Here is an 18,339-nt window from a genome sequence, read left to right on the forward strand (position 1 = left end):
CGCGGTCGCTTTCGGCCGGTTCCGGTACCCGGCGGTCGGAGCGCCCGGCGGCGAACCTAGACTCTGGGGCCATGCGAACTGAGCCTGTCGTCCGGGTCCAGGCCCTGGTGAAGCGGTACGGGACGAAGACCGCGGTGGACGGCCTGGAGCTGACGGCCCGGGCGGGCGTCACCGCCGTCCTCGGACCCAACGGCGCCGGCAAGACGACCACGATCGAGATCTGCGAGGGGTACCGCACGGCGGATTCCGGCACCGTACGCGTGCTCGGCCTCGACCCGGTCGGACAGGCGTCCGAGCTGCGGCCCCGGATCGGGGTGATGCTGCAGTCCGGGGGCGTGTACTCGGGGGCGCGGGCCGACGAGATGCTGCGGCACATGGCGAAGCTGCACGCGTATCCGCTGGACGTGGACGCGCTGGTCGAGCGGCTCGGGCTCGGCTCCTGCGGCCGGACGACGTACCGCCGGCTCTCCGGCGGCCAGCAGCAGCGGCTCGCGCTGGCGATGGCGGTCGTCGGCCGCCCGGAGCTGGTCTTCCTGGACGAGCCCACCGCCGGTCTCGACCCGCAGGCCCGCCGCGCCACGTGGGACCTCGTCCGGGACCTGCGCACGGACGGCGTCTCGGTCATCCTGACCACGCACCACATGGACGAGGCCGAGCAGCTCGCCGACGACGTGGCGATCATCGACGGGGGCCGGGTCATCGCCCAGGGCTCCCCCGAGCAGCTGTGCCGCGGCGGCGCCGAGAACACCCTGCGCTTCAGCGGCCGCCCCGGCCTGGACGTCGCCTCCCTGCTCAAGGCGCTGCCCGCCGACTCCTCCGCGGCCGAGCTGACGCCGGGCTCGTACCGGGTGGTGGGCAAGGTCGACCCACAGCTGCTGGCGACCGTCACCTCGTGGTGCGCGCAGCACGGGGTGATGCCGGACCGGATCTCGGTCGAGCGGCACACCCTGGAGGACGTCTTCCTGGAACTGACCGGCAAGGAGCTGCGCTCGTGACCGCCACCGGCACCTACACCCCCCGGCCCGGCGCGGCCCCGCTCCCCCGCATGATCGCGGCGCAGGCGGCGCTGGAGACGAGGATGCTCCTGCGCAACGGTGAGCAGCTGCTGCTCACCGTGGTGATCCCGACGCTGCTGCTGGTGCTGTTCAGCAGCGTGGACATCGTGGACACCGGCGCGGGCGAGGCGGTGGACTTCCTCACGCCCGGGATCCTCGCCCTGGCCGTCATGTCCACGGCCTTCACGGGCCAGGCCATCGCGACGGGCTTCGAGCGCCGCTACGGCGTCCTCAAGCGGCTCGCGACCTCCCCGCTCCCCCGCTGGGGGCTGATGGCGGCGAAGACCGTGTCCGTGCTGGTCACCGAGGTGCTCCAGATGATCCTGCTGACGGCGATCGCCTTCGCGCTGGGCTGGGACCCGCACGGGAGCCCGCTCGCCGTCCTGCTCCTCCTCGTCCTCGGCACGGCGGCCTTCTCCGGCCTGGGCCTGCTGATGGCGGGCACCCTGAAGGCGGAGGCGACCCTGGCCGCCGCGAACCTGGTCTTCCTGCTGCTGCTCGTGGGCGGCGGGGTCATCGTCCCGCTGGACAAGTTCCCGCCCGCCGCCCAGGACGTCCTCGCCCTCCTCCCCGTCTCGGCCCTCTCCGACGGTCTGCGCGACGTCCTCCAGCACGGCGCGGCCATGCCGTGGGGGGACCTGGGGATCCTGGCGGTGTGGGCGGTGGCGGGGCTCGCGGCGGCGGGGCGCTTCTTCCGCTGGGAGTGAGGCGCCCGCGAGGGAGCCGGATCCGCTCGTGCAGGCGACCCTCGTGAAGGCGACCCTCGTGAAAGTGTGCACAAGCGGCGGCCTACGATGGTGGGCGTGCCAAACGTGACCCGTGCCGACGCCGTAGCGGCGCTGCGCAACCCGCTCGCCTTCATCGCCGAACGCTGGACCCCCGCACCCCGGACGGTTCAGCGGGCTGCCCTGTCCGCGCTGGTGATGTCGGTGATCATCGTGGTCACCGGCGGTGCCGTGCGCCTCACCGGCTCCGGCCTCGGCTGCCCGACCTGGCCCAAGTGCACGGCCGACTCGCTCACCGCGACCAGCGCGATGGGCTTCCACGGCGCCATCGAGTTCGGCAACCGCATGCTGACGTACGTCCTGTGCGCCGCCGTCGGCTGGGCGATCATCGCCGCGCGCTCGGAGAAGCCGCGGCGTGCGGGGCTGACCCGGCTGGGCTGGGCGCAGTTCTGGCTGGTGATGGGCAACGCGGTGCTCGGCGGGATCGTGGTGCTGGTCGGCCTCAACCCGTACACGGTCGCCGCGCACTTCCTGCTCGCCTCGGCGCTGATCGCGGTCGCCGTGGTGATGTGGGTGCGCACGCGGGAGGGCGACGGGGAGCCCCGGCCGCTGGTCGGCAAGCCGGTGCAGCAGCTGGTGTGGTTCCTGGTGCTCGCCTCGGCGCTGCTGATCGCGGTCGGCACGGTGGTGACCGGCGCGGGTCCGCACGCGGGTGACTCCAGCGAGGTCGAGCGGATGCCGCTGGACTGGGAGACGGTGGCCAAGCTGCACGCGGTGCTCGCGTGGATCGTGGTGACGCTGACCTTCGCCCTGTGGTTCATCCTCAAGGCGGTCGACGCCCCGCGCGGCCCGCTGAACCGCACCCGGGAGCTGTTCCTGGTGCTGCTGGCGCAGGGTGTCATCGGGTACGTCCAGTACTTCACGAACCTGCCCGAGGTGCTGGTGGGCCTGCACATGCTCGGGTCGGCGCTGGTGTGGATCTGGGTGCTGCTGGTGCTGCTGGCGCTGCGGGAGCGTCCGGCGGCGACGGCCGGGCTGCCGGGTCCGGCGGCTCAGGCCTCGGTCGGCTCGCACGCCTGACGTTCGGCTCAACTGCCGTTCAGCTCAGCCCGTAGACCCGGCGGGCGTTGCCCGCCGCCAGCATCCCCGCCACCCGCTGGGCGTCCGTCAGGGACCACGCGCCCTCGGCGACCCAGCCGCCCAGGACCCGGCCGAGGGCCTCGCGGAACAGCCGGGCGCCGACCACGTGCAGCTCGGGCAGCGCCTGTGCCCCGCTGGAGAACAGGATCTTGCCGAAGGGGGCCAGCTCCAGGATCTCCGCGAGGACCGTCGCGGCGCGGGCGCCGGTGCGCACGAGCGCGGCGCCGGAGTCGGTGTGGACGTGCGGGAACACGGCGGCGAGGTGGGCGGCCTGGCGGTGGTAGGGGTAGCCGTGCAGCAGGACCAGGTCGGTGCCGAGGCCGGCGGTGGCGCGCACGAAGCCGGTCAGCAGCACGGGGTCGGTGCGGTCGATGCGCAGGCCGGGTTCGCCCAGGCCGGCGTGGAGCTGGAGGGGCCGTCCCGAGGCGACGGCGATCCACAGCAGGTGCCGTAGCAGCACGGGGTCGCGCAGCTCGCCGCCGACGCGGCGGGCGGCCAGCCAGCGACCTGCCGCGCCCCGCACCTCACCGGGGCCGGGCGGCTCGGGCGCCAGGGCGAGGCCGTGCCGGACCCCGGCGACGGAGGTGAAGGCGACGGCGCCGACGGCGGCCGAGTGGACGGCCTCGGCGAGATTGGCGAGAAAGGCCTCGACGGTGCCGGAGGTGTCGGCGACCTGTTCGGCCAGCAGTTCGAGGCGGACGATCTCACGGGCGTCGGCGGCCCCCGCGGCGGCCAGCTCCTGGGGGTGGGTGAGGTCGCCGGGCAGTCCGGTGTCGACGAGGTACGTCGTGATGCCGCTGCCGCGCAGCAGTCTGCGGCCCGACTCCAGTACGCCGAGCTCACGCCGCCGGGCGAGATAGCGGGCGGGTGTGCAGTGCGGTTCCAGGCCGAGCAGCGGGGGGCACCAGCGGCGTACGGCGAATCCGGTCTGGGTGTCGAAGAGGGTCGTACCGGGGGCGGGCGGGCCCTCGGTACGGGCCAGCTGGGCCTCGAAGGTGCCGAGACCCAGCTCGGTTCTGAGCACGCCGTGGCAGTACTGGTCCACCAGGGACGGCGTTTCGATCATCGGGACTCCCGCGACTGGACCTCGTACCGATGAAGGTCCTAACGGGTGAACCCGGTGTCAGGTGTTGGGTCGGTCAGCCGTTGCTCGGTCCGCCCACCTGGATTCCGGCCATGCGGGTCCATTCGTACGGCCCGGTGCGCACCTTGGCCGCGAACTCGCCGTCGAAGGACTCGTGGACGGTGATGCCGGCCTTCTCCACGGCCTTCCCTGCGATCTCCACCGAGGGCGCCACCAGGTCGCCCCAGCCGCCGTCCTCGCCGACGAGGACGATCCGGGCCCCGCGTTCGCCGATGTACGCGACCTGGCCCTCGGCCCCGCCGTGCTGCTTCGAGAAGGCGCTGATCTGCTTGGCGAGCCGGGCGACCCTGCGCTCGTCCTTCGCGTCAACCTGCTGCGTGTCTGCCGTGTCTGCCATGGTCAGGATGCTACCGACGGGTAGATCGATCGGCGACGGCCGGGGTGAGTGACGCTCACCTCAGGGCTCATCTCAGGGCTCACCTCAGGAAGGGGTCCACCGCGATCGCCACGAACAGCAGCGAGACATAGGTGATGGACCAGTGGAACAGCCGCATCTCCTTCAGCTTCGCGCCCGTGACCTCGTCCTTCGCGCGGTTCTGCAGAGCGTGCGCCTCCCACAGCCACCAGCCGCCCGCCACCAGCGCGACGGAGGTGTAGAACCAGCCGGTGTAGCCGAGCGGGGTGAGCAGCAGCGACACCGCGACCATCACCCAGCTGTAGATCACGATCTGCTTGGCGACCACCTTGTTGGAGGCGACGACCGGGAGCATCGGGACGCCCACGCGCGCGTAGTCCTCACGGACCTTCATGGACAGCGGCCAGTAGTGCGGCGGCGTCCAGAAGAAGATGACCAGGAAGAGGATCAGCGGGGCCCAGGACAGCGAGTTGGTCACGGCCGACCAGCCGATCAGCACCGGCATGCAGCCGGCGATGCCGCCCCACACGATGTTCTGCGCGGTGCGCCGCTTGAGGATCATCGTGTAGACGACGACATAGAAGAGGAGCGCTCCGAGCGACAGCCAGGCGGACAGCCAGTTGACGGTCAGCCCGAACAGCAGGGTCGAGACCACCGCGAGGGTGACGCCGAAGGCCAGGCACTCGCGCGGCGAGACCATGCCGGTGACCAGCGGGCGCTGCGAGGTGCGGTCCATCAGGGCGTCGATGTCGCGGTCGATGTACATGTTCAGCGCGTTGGCGCCGCCCGCGGACAGATAGCCGCCGAGGCAGGTGAGCAGCACCAGGCCGAGGTCCGGCACACCCTGCTGCGCCAGGAACATCACCGGAACGGTGGTGATCAGCAGCAGCTCGATGATCCGCGGCTTGGTCAGCGCCACGAACCCCATGACCCGGGCCCTCAGCGGCCGCCGGCTCGGGCTCTGGCTCGTCCCGATCATCCCCACAGGACGGGATTCAACGGCCGTCACGCACACCCCTGACAGAGACTCCCAGCAAGCCTCCCCATGTGAATGCGGGGTAAAGGCTCGCGCGTACCACGCCACTGTAGACGTTGCCCATACCCCGGCCTTCGCGGGGGTGGGGTCGTGTTGGCAGGGGCCCCGGGGAGGGGTGTGCGGGGGGCTTCCGATGAGTCGTACTGGGGCTCGATTGAGCAGTCAGATGAGCGGCTCCGTATTCAAGTGCCAAGTGCGGTTCCGGCCAGCCGGCAGGCGGATCGCAGCAAGGCCCGGCAGTCTGGAATGACTCGAAAAAACGCACGTCCCCGCAGGGGTAGGCTCGACAGCGGCCGGTGGGCATCCAGTCCCCCGGCAGCCGGTGGGCGCGTGCCCGGAACAGCCGGTATTCGACATGTGGAGAGGAGCCCTGACCCAGGGTGAGCACCAAGCCGACCACCACAGACCTCGAGTGGACCGCATTGGACCAGCGGGCCGTCGACACCGCGCGTGTCCTGGCCGCCGACGCCGTACAGAAGGTCGGCAACGGCCATCCCGGTACGGCGATGAGCCTGGCGCCCGCGGCCTACACCCTCTTCCAGAAGGTGATGCGGCACGACCCGGCGGACGCCGACTGGGTGGGCCGCGACCGTTTCGTGCTGTCCGCGGGCCATTCGTCCCTGACCCTCTACACCCAGCTCTACCTGGCCGGTTTCGGCCTTGAGCTGGATGATCTGAAGACCTTCCGTACGTGGGGTTCGAAGACCCCGGGTCACCCCGAGTACGGCCACACAGTGGGCGTCGAGACCACCACCGGCCCGCTGGGCCAGGGTGTCGCGAACGCCGTCGGCATGGCGATGGCCGCCCGCTACGAGCGCGGTCTGTTCGACCCCGAGGCCCCGGCGGGCGAGTCCCCCTTCGACCACTTCGTGTACGTGATCGCGGGTGACGGCTGCCTCCAGGAGGGCATCTCCGCCGAGGCGTCCTCGATGGCCGGCCACCAGAAGCTGGGCAACCTGGTCCTGCTGTGGGACGACAACCACATCTCGATCGAGGGCGACACCGAGACGGCCGTCTCCGAGGACACCGTCAAGCGGTACGAGGCCTACGGCTGGCATGTGCAGCGCGTCGCCCCGAAGCCGGACGGCGACCTCGACCCGCACGCCCTCTACAACGCGATCGAGGCCGCGAAGCAGGTGACGGACAAGCCGTCCTTCATCGCGATGCGCTCGATCATCGCCTGGCCCGCCCCCAACGCGCAGAACACCGAGGCCGCGCACGGCTCGGCGCTCGGCGACGACGAGGTGGCCGCGACCAAGCGCGTCCTCGGCTTCGACCCGGAGCAGTCCTTCGAGGTCGCCGACGAGGTCATCGCCCACACCCGCGGGGCGCTGGAGCGCGGCGCGCAGGCGAAGGCCGAGTGGGAGAAGTCCTTCCAGCTGTGGCGCGACGACAACGCCGAGCGCGCCGCCGAGTTCGACCGGATCGCCGCGGGCGCGCTGCCGACCGGCTGGGAGGAGAAGCTCCCGGTCTTCGAGCCCGGCAAGGGCGTCGCCACGCGTGCCGCCTCCGGCAAGGTGCTCCAGGCGCTCGGCGCGGTGATCCCGGAGCTGTGGGGCGGCTCGGCCGACCTCGCGGGCTCCAACAACACGACGATCGACAAGACGTCGTCGTTCCTCCCCGCGGACAACCCGCTGCCGGAGGCGAACCCGTACGGCCGCACGATCCACTTCGGCATCCGCGAGCACTCCATGGCCGCGGAGATGAACGGCATCGCGCTGCACGGCAACACCCGTATCTACGGCGGCACGTTCCTCGTGTTCTCCGACTACATGCGCAACGCCGTCCGGCTCTCGGCGCTGATGCACCTGCCGGTGACGTACGTGTGGACGCACGACTCCATCGGTCTCGGCGAGGACGGTCCGACCCACCAGCCGGTCGAGCACCTGGCCTCGCTGCGCGCCATCCCCGGCCTGAACGTGGTCCGCCCGGCCGACGCCAACGAGACCGCGATCGCCTGGCGCGAGATCCTCAAGCGCCACACCAAGGTCTTCGGCAAGGGCGCCCCGCACGGCCTCGCGCTGACCCGCCAGGGCGTGCCGACGTACGAGCCCAACGAGGATGCCGCTCGTGGCGGTTACATCCTCTTCGAGGCGTCGAACGGCACGCCGGAGGTCATCCTCATCGCCACCGGTTCCGAGGTGCATGTGGCCGTCGGGGCGCGCGAGGCGCTGGAGGCCGACGGGGTGCCGACGCGTGTGGTGTCCATGCCGTCCGTGGAGTGGTTCGAGGAGCAGGACCAGGGGTACCGGGACGGCGTCCTGCCGCCGTCCGTGAAGGCCCGTGTCTCGGTCGAGGCGGGGATCGGTCTGACCTGGCACAAGTACGTCGGGGACGCCGGCCGCATCGTTTCCCTGGAGCACTTCGGTGCTTCGGCCGACGGCAAGGTCCTCTTCCAGGAGTACGGCTTCACTGCCGAGAACGTGGCCGCGAAGGCGCGGGACTCGCTTGAATTCGTCCGCGGGCTCGCCGACGCCCGGCGCTGACGCTCATATACGACACGTAGGAGATGTAATTCCATGACAGACGCACTGAAGCGCCTCTCCGAGGAGGGCGTCGCGATCTGGCTGGACGACCTGTCGCGCAAGCGGATCACGTCCGGCAACCTGGCCGAGCTGATCGACCAGCAGCACGTCGTGGGCGTCACCACCAACCCGTCGATCTTCCAGAAGGCGATCAGCGGCGGCGACGGCTACGAGCAGCAGCTCGCCGACCTCGCGGCCCGCAAGGTCACCGTCGAGGAAGCCATCCGCATGATCACCACGGCGGACGTCCGGGACGCGGCCGACATCCTGCGCCAGGTCTTCGACGCCACCGGCGGCCAGGACGGCCGGGTGTCGATCGAGGTCGACCCGCGCCTGGCGCACGAGACCCGGGCGACGGTCGCCGAGGCCAAGCAGCTGGCCTGGCTGGTGGACCGCCCCAACACGCTGATCAAGATCCCGGCCACCCGGGCGGGTCTGCCGGCGATCACCGAGGTCATCGGCAACGGCATCAGCGTCAACGTCACGCTGATCTTCTCGCTGGAGCGCTACCGCGAGGTGATGGACGCCTACCTGGCCGGTCTGGAGAAGGCCAAGGAGAAGGGTCTCGACCTCTCGCTGATCCACTCGGTGGCGTCCTTCTTCGTGTCCCGGGTGGACACCGAGATCGACAAGCGCCTGGACGCGCTGGGCACCGACGAGGCGAAGGCCGCGCGTGGCAAGGCCGCTCTCGCCAACGCCCGGCTCGCCTACGAGGCGTACGAGGAGGTGTTCGCCTCTGGCGACAATTCGGCACAGCCGACCGAGCGCTGGAGCAAGCTGGAGAGCGCCGGCGCCAACAAGCAGCGTCCGCTGTGGGCCTCGACCGGGGTGAAGGACCCGGCGTACAAGGACACCCTGTACGTCGACGACCTGGTCGCGCCGAACACGGTCAACACCATGCCGGAGGCCACCCTCCAGGCGACCGAGCAGCGTGGCGAGATCACCGGCAACACCGTCGCCGGGACGTACGAGCAGGCCCGTGCCGACATCGCGGCCGTGGAGCGGCTCGGCATCTCGTACGACGAGGTCGTGCAGCTGCTCGAGGACGAGGGCGTCGAGAAGTTCGAGGCTTCCTGGAACGACCTCCTCAAGTCCACCGAGGCGGAGCTGGAGCGCCTCGCTCCTTCGGAGGGCTGAGTCCTTGCCTCCCCTTTCCGGTTCCGGAGCGAATCCGCTGCGTGACCCCGCCGACCGACGGCTCCCGCGTATCGCGGGGCCGTCGGGCCTGGTCATCTTCGGCGTGACGGGCGACCTGTCCCGCAAGAAGCTGATGCCCGCCGTGTACGACCTCGCCAACCGGGGTCTGCTGCCGCCGGGTTTCTCGCTGGTCGGGTTCGCCCGCCGCGAGTGGGCGCACGAGGACTTCGCGCAGGAGGTCCACGACGCCGTCAAGGAGCACGCCCGCACGCCCTTCCGTGAGGAGGTCTGGCAGCAGCTCATCCAGGGCATGCGCTTCGTGCAGGGCACCTTCGACGACGACGACGCCTTCGAGCGGCTGCGCGCGACGATCGAGGAGCTCGACAAGGCCCAGGGCACGGGTGGCAACTTCGCCTTCTACCTGTCGGTGCCGCCGCGTTCCTTCCCGGTGGTCATCCAGCAGCTGAAGAAGCACGGGCTGGCCGACCAGACGAAGGACTCCTGGCGGCGCGCCGTCATCGAGAAGCCGTTCGGGCACGACCTGGCCTCCGCGGAGGAGCTCAACAAGGTCGTCCACGAGGTCTTCGCCCCGGACCAGGTCTTCCGCATCGACCACTACCTGGGCAAGGAGACCGTCCAGAACATCCTGGCGCTGCGGTTCGCCAACACGATGTTCGAGCCGATCTGGAACCGGTCCTTCGTGGACCACGTCCAGATCACGATGGCCGAGGACATCGGCATCGGCGGCCGGGCGGGCTACTACGACGGCATCGGCGCCGCCCGTGACGTCATCCAGAACCACCTGCTCCAGCTGATGGCGCTGACCGCGATGGAGGAGCCCGCCTCCTTCGACGCCGACGCGCTGGCCGCGGAGAAGACCAAGGTGCTCGGGGCGGTACGGCTGCCCGAGGACCTGGGCCGGGACACCGTGCGGGCGCAGTACGCGGCCGGGTGGCAGGGCGGCGAGAAGGCCATCGGCTATCTCGAAGAGGACGGCATCAACCCGCAGTCGAAGACCGACACCTACGCGGCCATCAAGGTCGAGGTGGACAACCGCCGCTGGGCGGGCGTCCCCTTCTATCTGCGCACCGGCAAGCGGCTCGGCCGCCGGGTCACCGAGATCGCGGTCGTCTTCCAGCGCGCCCCGCACTCCCCCTTCGACCACACGGCGACGGAGGAGCTGGGCAAGAACGCGATCGTCATCCGCGTCCAGCCCGACGAGGGCGTGACCGTCCGCTTCGGCTCCAAGGTGCCCGGCACCTCGATGGAGATCCGGGACGTGTCCATGGACTTCGCCTACGGCGAGTCCTTCACGGAGTCCTCGCCCGAGGCGTACGAGCGCCTCATCCTCGACGTCCTGCTGGGCGACTCGAACCTCTTCCCCCGCACGGAAGAGGTGGAGCTGTCCTGGAAGATCCTCGACCCGATCGAGCGGTACTGGGACGAGAACGGCCGGCCCGCGCAGTACCCGGCCGGCACCTGGGGGCCCGTCGAGGCGGACCAGATGCTCGAACGAGACGGACGGAGCTGGCGCCGGCCATGAAGATAGATCTCACGGACACCACCGCCAGCAAGATCAACAAGGCGCTGGTGCAGGGCCGCCGGGCGATCGGCACCCCGGCCGTGGGCATGGTGCTCACACTCGTCATCGTCACCGACGAGGAGAACGCGTACGACGCGCTCAAGGCCGCCAACGACGCCTCCCGCGAGCATCCCTCGCGCACGCTCGTGGTCATCCGGCGCGTCTCGCGCACGCCCCGCGACCGCACGCAGTCCCGGCTGGACGCCGAGGTGCGGGTGGGCGCGGACGCGGGCACCGGCGAGACGGTCGTGCTGCGGCTGCACGGCGAGGTGTCCGACCATGCCCAGTCGGTCGTCCTGCCGCTGCTGCTGCCGGATGCCCCGGTCGTCGTGTGGTGGCCGGTGAACGCGCCGCTGGACCCGGCCGCCGACCCGCTCGGCGCGCTGGCCCAGCGCCGGGTCACCGACACCTATGCCTGCGAGCAGCCGGTGCGCGAGCTGGGCGCCCGCGCCGACACCTACACCCCCGGTGACACGGACCTGTCGTGGACCCGCATCACGCCCTGGCGTTCGATGCTGGCCGCGGCGCTGGACCAGGTCACCTGCGAGGTGGAGTCGGTCGAGGTGGAGGGCGAGGAGTTCAACCCGAGCTGTGAGCTGCTGGCGATGTGGCTCGCGGACCGGCTGGACGTCCCCGTCCGGCGCTCGCTGTCCGGCGGGCCGGGGCTGACGGCCGTGCGCATGGCCACCAGCAGCGGGCCGATCACCCTGGACCGGGCCGACGGTTCGCTGGCCACGCTCTCCATCGAGGGCCAGCCCGACCGCGCGGTGGCGCTCAAGCGCCGCGAGACGGCCGAGCTGATCGCGGAGGAGCTGCGCCGGCTGGACCCGGACGACACCTACGCCTCCGCCCTGCGCTTCGGGGTGGAGCGGCTGAACGCGTCGGCCTCGGTGGCGGTGCCGGAACCGGCCGGGGTCGAGAAGGCCCGGGCCGCCCTGGAGAAGGCGGAGGCGGCGCTGGTGCAGGCCGGGGCCGCCGTGGAGCAGGCCGAGGTGGACGCCGAGGTGGACGCCGAGCCGGCCAAAGGAGAACCGGACGCCGGCGAAGGCCTTGCGGAAGCTCCCGGGGCGGAAGGGGCGACGCAGGCACCACTGACGTCGGCACCACTGAAGGCGGTCCCCTCCGGGCTGACCGGCAAGGCGGCGCGGTGAACGCCCCGCAGCTGGTCGTGCACCGCGACAAGGAGCTGATGGCGCAGGCCGCCGCGGCCCGCCTCATCACCCGGATCGTGGACGCGCAGGCCTCCCGGGGCTACGCGTCCGTGGTCCTCACCGGCGGCCGCAACGGCAACGGTCTGCTGGCCGCGCTGGCGTCCGCGCCGGCCCGGGACGCGATCGACTGGGGCCGGCTCGACCTGTGGTGGGGCGACGAGCGCTTCCTGCCCGAGGGCGACCCGGAGCGCAACGTCACCCAGGCCCGTGAGGCCCTGCTGGACGCCGTACCGCTGGACCCGAAGCGCGTGCACGCCATGCCCGCGTCCGACGGTCCGTACGGCGCCGACGTCGAGGCGGCCGCGGAGGCGTACGCGCAGGAGCTGGCCCGTGCGGCCGGCCCCGAGAACCATGGCACCGTGCCCACCTTCGACGTCCTGATGCTGGGCGTCGGCCCGGACACCCATGTGGCCTCGCTCTTCCCCGAGCTGCCGGCCGTTCGGGAGACCGAGCGCACGGTGGTCGGGGTGCACGGCGCGCCCAAGCCCCCGCCGACCCGGGTCACGCTGACCCTGCCGGCCATCCGGGCGGCCCGTGAGGTGTGGCTGCTCGCGGCGGGCGAGGACAAGGCGAACGCCGCGGCGATCGCCCTGTCGGACGCGGGGGAGATACAGGCACCGGCGGCGGGCGCCCGCGGCCGGGCCCGCACCCTGTGGCTGCTGGACCAGGCGGCGGCCTCTCAGCTGCCCAGGTCGCTGTATCCGCCGGCGTCTCCCTGAGATGCCGCGCTCACGGAACCCGTACGGTCAACCGCCGTACGGGTTCTGTGCGTTGTGGGCGTACGGCACGGTCGTCGGCGTCGGCCGCGGGGCCAGGTGGGCCGGGTGGACCGTCAGGCGGATGCCGTAGCGCTTCCGGAGGCGACGGGCCTCCAGCAAGGCGATCGCCGTGACCGTCACCGGTGCGCCCAGGATGAAGGCGACGCCCAGGCCCAGGCCCAGGCCGTGCAGGTCGCTGGTGACGAGGTCGGGGACGGCCATCAGCCAGGTCGTCACGGTGGCGAGCAGGGGCGGCAGGCACCGGTGGACGGCGGCGGTGCCGAAGAAGTTGCCGGTGAGCCGGACCGCTCCCGCGATCACGAAGAACGCCGTCCACAGGCCGAGGGCACTCAGGACGATCTTCGGGACGGTCCCGAGCATGTCCCCGGCGGCGAACAGCCCGAGGGCGGCGAACACCGCGGCGATGAAGAGTGCCAGCAGCTTGAGCGAGTCGAGGAGCCGCGTTCTCAGCCGGCGCACGGGGCCCCCGCGCCGCCACACCAGAAGCATCACGCCGACCGTGAGCGGGGTGATGCAGAGCAGCACCAGCGACGCGATCGCCGCGTTCCTCAGCAGCTCGTCGAAGGCGAACCCGCCCGCGGCGAAGGAGTAGACGCCGAGGGCCGCGACCGCCCCCATCACGACCCTGGCACGCTTGAGCCGCTCCACGGTCGGGTCCAGGGACTCCGGGATCCACGACGGGTGGAACACGGCCCGTGCCACGCGATGGGGCTTCAGGAAGGAGCCGGCCGTCAGACTGCCGTCGGTCCAGTTCCTGCGGTGTGCGCTGCCCACGTGACGGCCCCCGAGCGATCGTGTTCCTGACCGCCCGGGAGTCTACACACGGGATGTTGTCGGTTAACTGCCGCGCAGTTCGCGATACTTGGCCACGAGTGCGCGGGTGGAGGCGTCCAGGCCGGGGACGTCCGCGCCCTCCGTCAGCGCGGGTTCGACGCGCTTGGCGAGGACCTTGCCGAGCTCCACGCCCCACTGGTCGAAGGAGTCGATGTTCCACACGGCCCCCTGCACGAACACCTTGTGCTCGTAGAGGGCGACGAGCTGGCCGAGGACCGACGGGGTCAGCTCCGCGGCGAGGACGGTGGTCGTCGGGTGGTTGCCCTTGAACGTCTTGTGGGCCACCAGCTCCTCCGGCACCCCCTCCGCGCGCACCTCCTCGGGCGTCTTGCCGAAGGCCAGCGCCTGGGTCTGGGCGAAGAAGTTCGCCATCAACAGATCGTGCTGGGCCTTCAGTTCACCGCTCAGCTCGTCCACCGGGCGGGCGAAGCCGATGAAGTCCGCGGGGATCAGCCTGGTGCCCTGGTGGATCAACTGGTAGTAGGCGTGCTGCCCGTTGGTGCCGGGCGTGCCCCAGACGACCGGGCCGGTCTGCCAGTCGACCTCCTTGCCGTCCCGGCCGACGTACTTGCCGTTCGACTCCATGTCCAGCTGCTGGAGGTAGGCGGCGAACTTCGACAGGTAGTGGCTGTAGGGCAGGACGGCGTGGGACTGGGCGTCGTGGAAGTTGCCGTACCAGATGCCCAGCAGGCCGAGCAGCAGCGGCACGTTGGACTCGGCGGGGGCGGTGCGGAAGTGCTGGTCGACGAGGTGGAAGCCGTCGAGCATCTCGCGGAAGCGGTCCGGGCCAATGGCGATCATCAGGGAGAGGCCGATGGCGGAGTCGTAGGAGTAGCGGCCGCCGACCCAGTCCCAGAACTCGAACATGTTGGCCGTGTCGATGCCGAAGTCCGCGACCTTCTCGGCGTTGGTCGACAGCGCCACGAAGTGCCGTGCGACCGCCTTCGCCTCGCCGTCGAGGCCGTCGAGGAGCCAGGTGCGGGCCGAGGTGGCGTTGGTGATCGTCTCGATCGTGGTGAACGTCTTGGACGCGATGATGAACAGCGTCTCGGCCGGGTCCAGGTCGCGGGTGGCCTCGTGCAGGTCGGCGCCGTCGACGTTCGACACGAAACGGACCGTGAGGTCGCGGTCGGTGTAGCTGCGCAGCACCTCGAAGGCCATGGCCGGGCCGAGGTCGGAGCCGCCGATGCCGATGTTGACCACGTTGCGGATGCGCCGGCCGGTGTGGCCGGTCCAGGCCCCGGAGCGGACCCGGTCGGCGAAGTCGCCCATCTTCGCGAGCACGGCGTGCACGTGAGGCACGACGTTCTCCCCGTCGACCTCGATCACCGCGTCGGCCGGGGCGCGCAGCGCGGTGTGCAGGACCGCGCGGTCCTCGGTGGTGTTGATCTTCTCGCCACGGAACATGGCGTCCCGCAGGCCGAAGACGTCGGCTGCCGCGGCCAGTTCCCGCAGCAGCCTGAGCGTCTCGTCGGTGACGAGGTGCTTGGAGTAGTCGATGTGCAGGTCGCCGACCTGCAGGGTGTATCCGCTGCCGCGCTCGGGGTCGGCGGCGAACAGCTCGCGCAGCTGTACCTCGCCGAGTTCCTCCCGGTGCTTGGCCAGAGCCGTCCACTCGGGCGTCTGGTTGAGCCTCGTACGGCCGTCTGCGTTCATGTCGGACTTCAGCCCTTCCTTGCCTGTCCGTGCTGCTGTGCACGTGGTGCCCCGCCGGTTCCAACCTAGTTGATCAGCGCGTCACGCGAGCGGACGCGGAACCGTCCCGCGGGACAACAACAGGTACGTCAGCCCGGCCCGCGGGTATCAACGCGGCGACCGCGAGGGCGAAGAGCACGGCCGCGAGCAGCGCCGGAGTGTTCAGCCCGAGGGCGTCGGCGGCGGCTCCGCCGAGGAGCGCGCCGGTCGGCGCGCCGGACGTGGACGCCGTCCGGAACGCCGAGGCGATCCGGCCGGTCATGTGCTCGGGGCTGCGCTGCTGGATCAGGGTGACCTGGTTGACGTTCCACACCATGGTCATGGTCCCGAGCAGCAGCATGCCGGCGAGGAGCGCGCCGAGGCTGCGGACGGTGCCCAGGAGCAGCAGGGCGGCGGTCTGGACGGCGCCGGCGAGCAGCAGGGCGCGCGCCCGGCCGGTGCGCAGCGCGATCCGCTGGGCGACCAGGCCGCCGGCCAGGCCGCCGAGGGCGTAGGCCGTCATGGCGGCGGCGTATCCGGTGCTGTCCGCGTGCAGCCAGCGCGTCACGTGCAGGACCAGGGTGGCGATGAGGGCGCCCATGCCGATGTTGCACAGGAGGGTGGCCGAACAGATCGCGCGCAGGACGCGGTCCTGCCAGAGGTGGCGCAGTCCGTCGCCGATGTCCTTGCGCAGGGTGCTGCCCGAGGGGCGCGGCTCGCGCTCGGGCGGCCGGGTCCGCAAGGAGGCGACCAGGGCGGCGGCCAGCAGATAGGTGCCCGCGTCGGCGGCGAACGGCAGGAAGGCGCCGACGCCCAGCAGCAGGGGGACGAAGGGTCCGGCCAGCAGGCCGCCGGCCAGTTGCTGGCCGGTCATCAGCCGGGCGTTGGCGCCGCCGAGGGCCGCGCGGGGCACCAGGGAGGGCAGCAGGGCCGTGGCGGCGTTGTCGAAGAGGGTCTGGAGGGTGGTCAGCAGGAAGGCGAGGGCGAGCAGCAGCGGGACGGAGGCGTGGCCGAGGCCCACGGCGAGAGCGAAGGCGGCGACGAGCAGTCCCCGTACGGTGTCGACGGCCCACATCGCGCGCCGCTGGTCCACCCGGTCGGCGACGGCCCCGCCGACCAGGCCGAAGAGCAGCCAGGGGAGCTGGGCGCAGGCGGTGACGGAGGCGACGGCCAGCGGCTCGTCCGTGAGCCGCACGGCGAGCAGCGGCAGGGCGGTGGTCCGCAGCGCGTCCCCGAAGCGGGAGATCACGGCGGCGCTCCACAGCCGTCCGAAACCGCCGCGCCATGCGGGCGCCCGCACCTCCCCCGTCATGACTCCCCCTCCGGTTCCCCGGGTCACCGCGGAGAACGGGAACCCATGAGAAAACCGTAGAGGAGACCACTGACAACGGGTCCGGCCAGGCGCCTGTCGGGCACCCGGCCGGTGTCAACTCCTAGATCTCGCCCCGCAGTTTCGCGAGCGCCTCGGCGAGGATCGCCTCGCCGTCCGCGTCGCTGCGCCGCTCCCGCACATAGGCGAGGTGCGTCTTGTAGGGCTCGGTGCGCGGCGGGTCCGGGGGGTTCTCCCGGTCCTGTCCGGCCGGGAAGCCGCAGCGCGGGCAGTCCCAGGTGTCGGGAACCTGCGCGTCGCTGGCGAAGCTGGGCTGCGTCTCGTGCCCGTTGGAGCACCAGAAGGAGATGCGCAGACGGGGCGCGGACTCGCCCCGCTCGGCCTCGCCCATCGGCCCCGCCCCGACCCGGCTTCCTCGGATCGCGTTGCCACTTGCCACGGTCGTAACTCCCTGCGTGATGGTGCCGCAAAGCGAGTCGGCGTTTTCGCTTCGCTGCGAGCGCCTCAGTCTACGTAAGGCCCAACGCGCGTCCAGTGATTGGAGTTACAGCTCCCGCACCTAGACGCAAGCCCCATGATAGGCCGCGCTCAGCTGCGCGTACCGAACATGGGGCCTTACGTACGGATTGTGCGTGCCTGTGAGAGGCTGATCAGCTGCTCGTCTTCATCAGCATGCCCAGGACGATGATGCACGCGAACCAGAGCACACCGATCACCACGGTGATGCGGTCGAGGTTGCGCTCGGCGACCGAGGAGCCGCCGACGGAGGACTGCATGCCGCCACCGAACATGTCGGAGAGGCCGCCGCCCTTCCCCTTGTGCATCAGCACCAGCAGCATCAGCAGCAGGCTGAAGACGATCAGGGCGATCGAGAACCCCAAAACCACGGCTGGACCAACTTCCTCGGATCGGATAACGACAGTCGGACAACGACAGTCGAGTAACGACGGGGGCACGGCACCAGGGCCATGCCCCCGCAAGGGTACGACGGATCGCCGCTACCGCCTACTCACAGCTCGGCTCACCGGTCGAATCACTGGTCGCGGAAGCGCACGATCTTGACGAACTCGTCGGCGTCCAGCGAGGCGCCGCCGACCAGCGCGCCGTCGATGTCGGCCTGCGCCATGATCTCGGCGACGTTGCCGGCCTTGACGGAGCCGCCGTACTGGATGCGGACCTTGTCGGCCAGCTCCTGGTCGTACAGCTCGGCGATCCTGCCGCGGATGGCGGCGCAGACCTCCTGGGCGTCCCCGGCGCCGCAGACCTTGCCGGTGCCGATGGCCCAGACGGGCTCGTAGGCGATCACGACGGTCTCGGCCTGGTCGGCCGGGATGCCCTTCAGACCGCCCTCGACCTGGGCGAGGGTGTGGGAGACGTGGTTGCCCGCCTCACGGACCTCCAGCTCCTCTCCGACGCACAGGATCGGGGTGAGGCCGTGCTTGAAGGCGGCCTTGGCCTTGGCGTTGACCTGCTCGTCGGTCTCGGCGTGGTACTGGCGGCGCTCGGAGTGGCCGATCGCCACGTACGTGCACTTCAGCTTGGCGAGCATGGGTCCGGAGATCTCGCCGGTGTAGGCGCCGGACTCATGGGCCGAGATGTCCTGGGCGCCGTACTTGATGGCGAGCTTGTCGCCCTCGACCAGGGTCTGCACGGAGCGCAGGTCGGTGAAGGGCGGCAGGACGGCGACCTCGACGGCCTCGTAGTCCTTGTCGGACAGGGCGAAGGCGAGCTTCTGGGTGTGCGCGATGGCCTCGAGGTGGTTGAGGTTCATCTTCCAGTTGCCCGCCATGATCGGCGTGCGCGTGCTCATTA

At 71.0% G+C, this 18,339-nt stretch carries 17 protein-coding genes; 8 read left to right on the forward strand and 9 right to left on the reverse strand.

The window, feature by feature from the left end; all coding sequences use genetic code 11:
* Positions 1-71: 71 nt before the first annotated feature.
* From ACYQ8Q_RS11980 to ACYQ8Q_RS11990, 3 genes are all read left to right on the forward strand, one after another.
* Positions 72-995: an ABC transporter ATP-binding protein gene (locus tag ACYQ8Q_RS11980; RefSeq protein WP_460064340.1), complete on the forward strand. Its 924-nt coding sequence runs from the start codon at positions 72-74 to the stop codon at positions 993-995.
* A gap of 50 nt (positions 996-1,045) precedes the next feature.
* Positions 1,046-1,762 carry an ABC transporter permease gene (locus ACYQ8Q_RS11985; RefSeq protein ID WP_460073273.1) on the forward strand — a complete coding sequence of 239 codons (717 nt, stop codon included), beginning with the start codon at positions 1,046-1,048 and terminating at the stop codon, positions 1,760-1,762.
* Positions 1,763-1,849: 87 nt separating this feature from the next.
* Positions 1,850-2,860, forward strand: a complete 1,011-nt coding sequence (locus ACYQ8Q_RS11990) for a COX15/CtaA family protein (protein WP_460064342.1) — start codon at positions 1,850-1,852, stop codon at positions 2,858-2,860.
* Between the two features lie 19 nt (positions 2,861-2,879).
* Here ACYQ8Q_RS11990 and ACYQ8Q_RS11995 read toward each other — a convergent pair whose 3' ends face one another.
* The 3 genes from ACYQ8Q_RS11995 to ACYQ8Q_RS12005 form a co-directional block, all read right to left on the reverse strand.
* Positions 2,880-3,986 (reverse strand): amidohydrolase family protein, encoded by a 1,107-nt coding sequence (locus ACYQ8Q_RS11995; protein ID WP_460064343.1) that lies wholly within the window; start codon positions 3,984-3,986, stop codon positions 2,880-2,882.
* Positions 3,987-4,059: 73 nt separating this feature from the next.
* Positions 4,060-4,401, reverse strand: coding sequence for a hypothetical protein (locus ACYQ8Q_RS12000; RefSeq protein ID WP_460064345.1), 342 nt, complete (start codon positions 4,399-4,401; stop codon positions 4,060-4,062).
* Positions 4,402-4,480: 79 nt separating this feature from the next.
* The gene (locus tag ACYQ8Q_RS12005; protein WP_460064346.1) at positions 4,481-5,398 is read right to left on the reverse strand and encodes a heme o synthase; all 918 of its coding nucleotides are present in this window, start codon (positions 5,396-5,398) and stop codon (positions 4,481-4,483) included.
* A gap of 437 nt (positions 5,399-5,835) precedes the next feature.
* Here ACYQ8Q_RS12005 and tkt point away from each other — a divergent pair, with 437 nt between their 5' ends.
* The 5 genes from tkt to pgl are packed head-to-tail and all read left to right on the forward strand — an operon-like array spanning position 5,836 to position 12,629.
* On the forward strand, positions 5,836-7,941 hold the full coding sequence (tkt, locus tag ACYQ8Q_RS12010) for a transketolase (protein WP_460064347.1): 2,106 nt from the start codon (positions 5,836-5,838) through the stop codon (positions 7,939-7,941).
* Positions 7,942-7,974: 33 nt separating this feature from the next.
* The gene (tal, locus tag ACYQ8Q_RS12015) at positions 7,975-9,117 is read left to right on the forward strand and encodes a transaldolase (RefSeq protein WP_460064349.1); all 1,143 of its coding nucleotides are present in this window, start codon (positions 7,975-7,977) and stop codon (positions 9,115-9,117) included.
* A gap of 4 nt (positions 9,118-9,121) precedes the next feature.
* Positions 9,122-10,660 carry a glucose-6-phosphate dehydrogenase gene (gene zwf / locus ACYQ8Q_RS12020; protein ID WP_460064351.1) on the forward strand — a complete coding sequence of 513 codons (1,539 nt, stop codon included), beginning with the start codon at positions 9,122-9,124 and terminating at the stop codon, positions 10,658-10,660.
* Positions 10,657-11,850, forward strand: coding sequence for a glucose-6-phosphate dehydrogenase assembly protein OpcA (gene opcA / locus ACYQ8Q_RS12025; RefSeq protein ID WP_460064353.1), 1,194 nt, complete (start codon positions 10,657-10,659; stop codon positions 11,848-11,850). Before zwf ends, opcA begins: the two co-directional genes overlap by 4 nt.
* Positions 11,847-12,629: a 6-phosphogluconolactonase gene (pgl, locus tag ACYQ8Q_RS12030; RefSeq protein WP_460064355.1), complete on the forward strand. Its 783-nt coding sequence runs from the start codon at positions 11,847-11,849 to the stop codon at positions 12,627-12,629. Before opcA ends, pgl begins: the two co-directional genes overlap by 4 nt.
* Before the next feature lie 27 nt (positions 12,630-12,656).
* Here pgl and ACYQ8Q_RS12035 read toward each other — a convergent pair whose 3' ends face one another.
* The 6 genes from ACYQ8Q_RS12035 to tpiA all read right to left on the reverse strand — a co-directional run bounded on the left by ACYQ8Q_RS12035 (position 12,657) and on the right by tpiA (position 18,337).
* Positions 12,657-13,463 (reverse strand): hypothetical protein, encoded by an 807-nt coding sequence (locus ACYQ8Q_RS12035; protein ID WP_460064357.1) that lies wholly within the window; start codon positions 13,461-13,463, stop codon positions 12,657-12,659.
* Positions 13,464-13,526: 63 nt separating this feature from the next.
* Positions 13,527-15,179, reverse strand: coding sequence for a glucose-6-phosphate isomerase (gene pgi / locus ACYQ8Q_RS12040; protein ID WP_460064359.1), 1,653 nt, complete (start codon positions 15,177-15,179; stop codon positions 13,527-13,529).
* A gap of 73 nt (positions 15,180-15,252) precedes the next feature.
* Positions 15,253-16,509 (reverse strand): MFS transporter, encoded by a 1,257-nt coding sequence (locus ACYQ8Q_RS12045; protein WP_460064360.1) that lies wholly within the window; start codon positions 16,507-16,509, stop codon positions 15,253-15,255.
* A gap of 121 nt (positions 16,510-16,630) precedes the next feature.
* Entirely contained in the window at positions 16,631-16,966 is a 336-nt protein-coding gene (locus ACYQ8Q_RS12050; RefSeq protein ID WP_078649359.1) for an RNA polymerase-binding protein RbpA, read from the reverse strand.
* 211 nt (positions 16,967-17,177) lie between these two features.
* On the reverse strand, positions 17,178-17,414 hold the full coding sequence (gene secG, locus ACYQ8Q_RS12055; RefSeq protein ID WP_079061483.1) for a preprotein translocase subunit SecG: 237 nt from the start codon (positions 17,412-17,414) through the stop codon (positions 17,178-17,180).
* A gap of 146 nt (positions 17,415-17,560) precedes the next feature.
* Positions 17,561-18,337 (reverse strand): triose-phosphate isomerase, encoded by a 777-nt coding sequence (gene tpiA / locus ACYQ8Q_RS12060; RefSeq protein WP_460064363.1) that lies wholly within the window; start codon positions 18,335-18,337, stop codon positions 17,561-17,563.
* Positions 18,338-18,339: the final 2 nt, after the last annotated feature.

Source organism: Streptomyces sp. YKOK-I1, from assembly GCF_054660435.1.

Coding starts and splice junctions, on each gene's coding strand:
- ACYQ8Q_RS12045 (WP_460064360.1), bottom strand. CDS start 16,509: ATGACGGGGGAGGTGCGGGCGCCCGCATGGCGCGGCGGTTTCGGACGG.
- ACYQ8Q_RS11980 (WP_460064340.1), top strand. CDS start 72: ATGCGAACTGAGCCTGTCGTCCGGGTCCAGGCCCTGGTGAAGCGGTAC.
- ACYQ8Q_RS12005 (WP_460064346.1), bottom strand. CDS start 5,398: ATGATCGGGACGAGCCAGAGCCCGAGCCGGCGGCCGCTGAGGGCCCGG.
- tal (WP_460064349.1), top strand. CDS start 7,975: ATGACAGACGCACTGAAGCGCCTCTCCGAGGAGGGCGTCGCGATCTGG.
- ACYQ8Q_RS11990 (WP_460064342.1), top strand. CDS start 1,850: ATGGTGGGCGTGCCAAACGTGACCCGTGCCGACGCCGTAGCGGCGCTG.
- ACYQ8Q_RS11995 (WP_460064343.1), bottom strand. CDS start 3,986: ATGATCGAAACGCCGTCCCTGGTGGACCAGTACTGCCACGGCGTGCTC.
- pgi (WP_460064359.1), bottom strand. CDS start 15,179: ATGAACGCAGACGGCCGTACGAGGCTCAACCAGACGCCCGAGTGGACG.
- ACYQ8Q_RS11985 (WP_460073273.1), top strand. CDS start 1,046: ATGATCGCGGCGCAGGCGGCGCTGGAGACGAGGATGCTCCTGCGCAAC.
- tpiA (WP_460064363.1), bottom strand. CDS start 18,337: ATGAGCACGCGCACGCCGATCATGGCGGGCAACTGGAAGATGAACCTC.
- opcA (WP_460064353.1), top strand. CDS start 10,657: ATGAAGATAGATCTCACGGACACCACCGCCAGCAAGATCAACAAGGCG.
- ACYQ8Q_RS12000 (WP_460064345.1), bottom strand. CDS start 4,401: ATGGCAGACACGGCAGACACGCAGCAGGTTGACGCGAAGGACGAGCGC.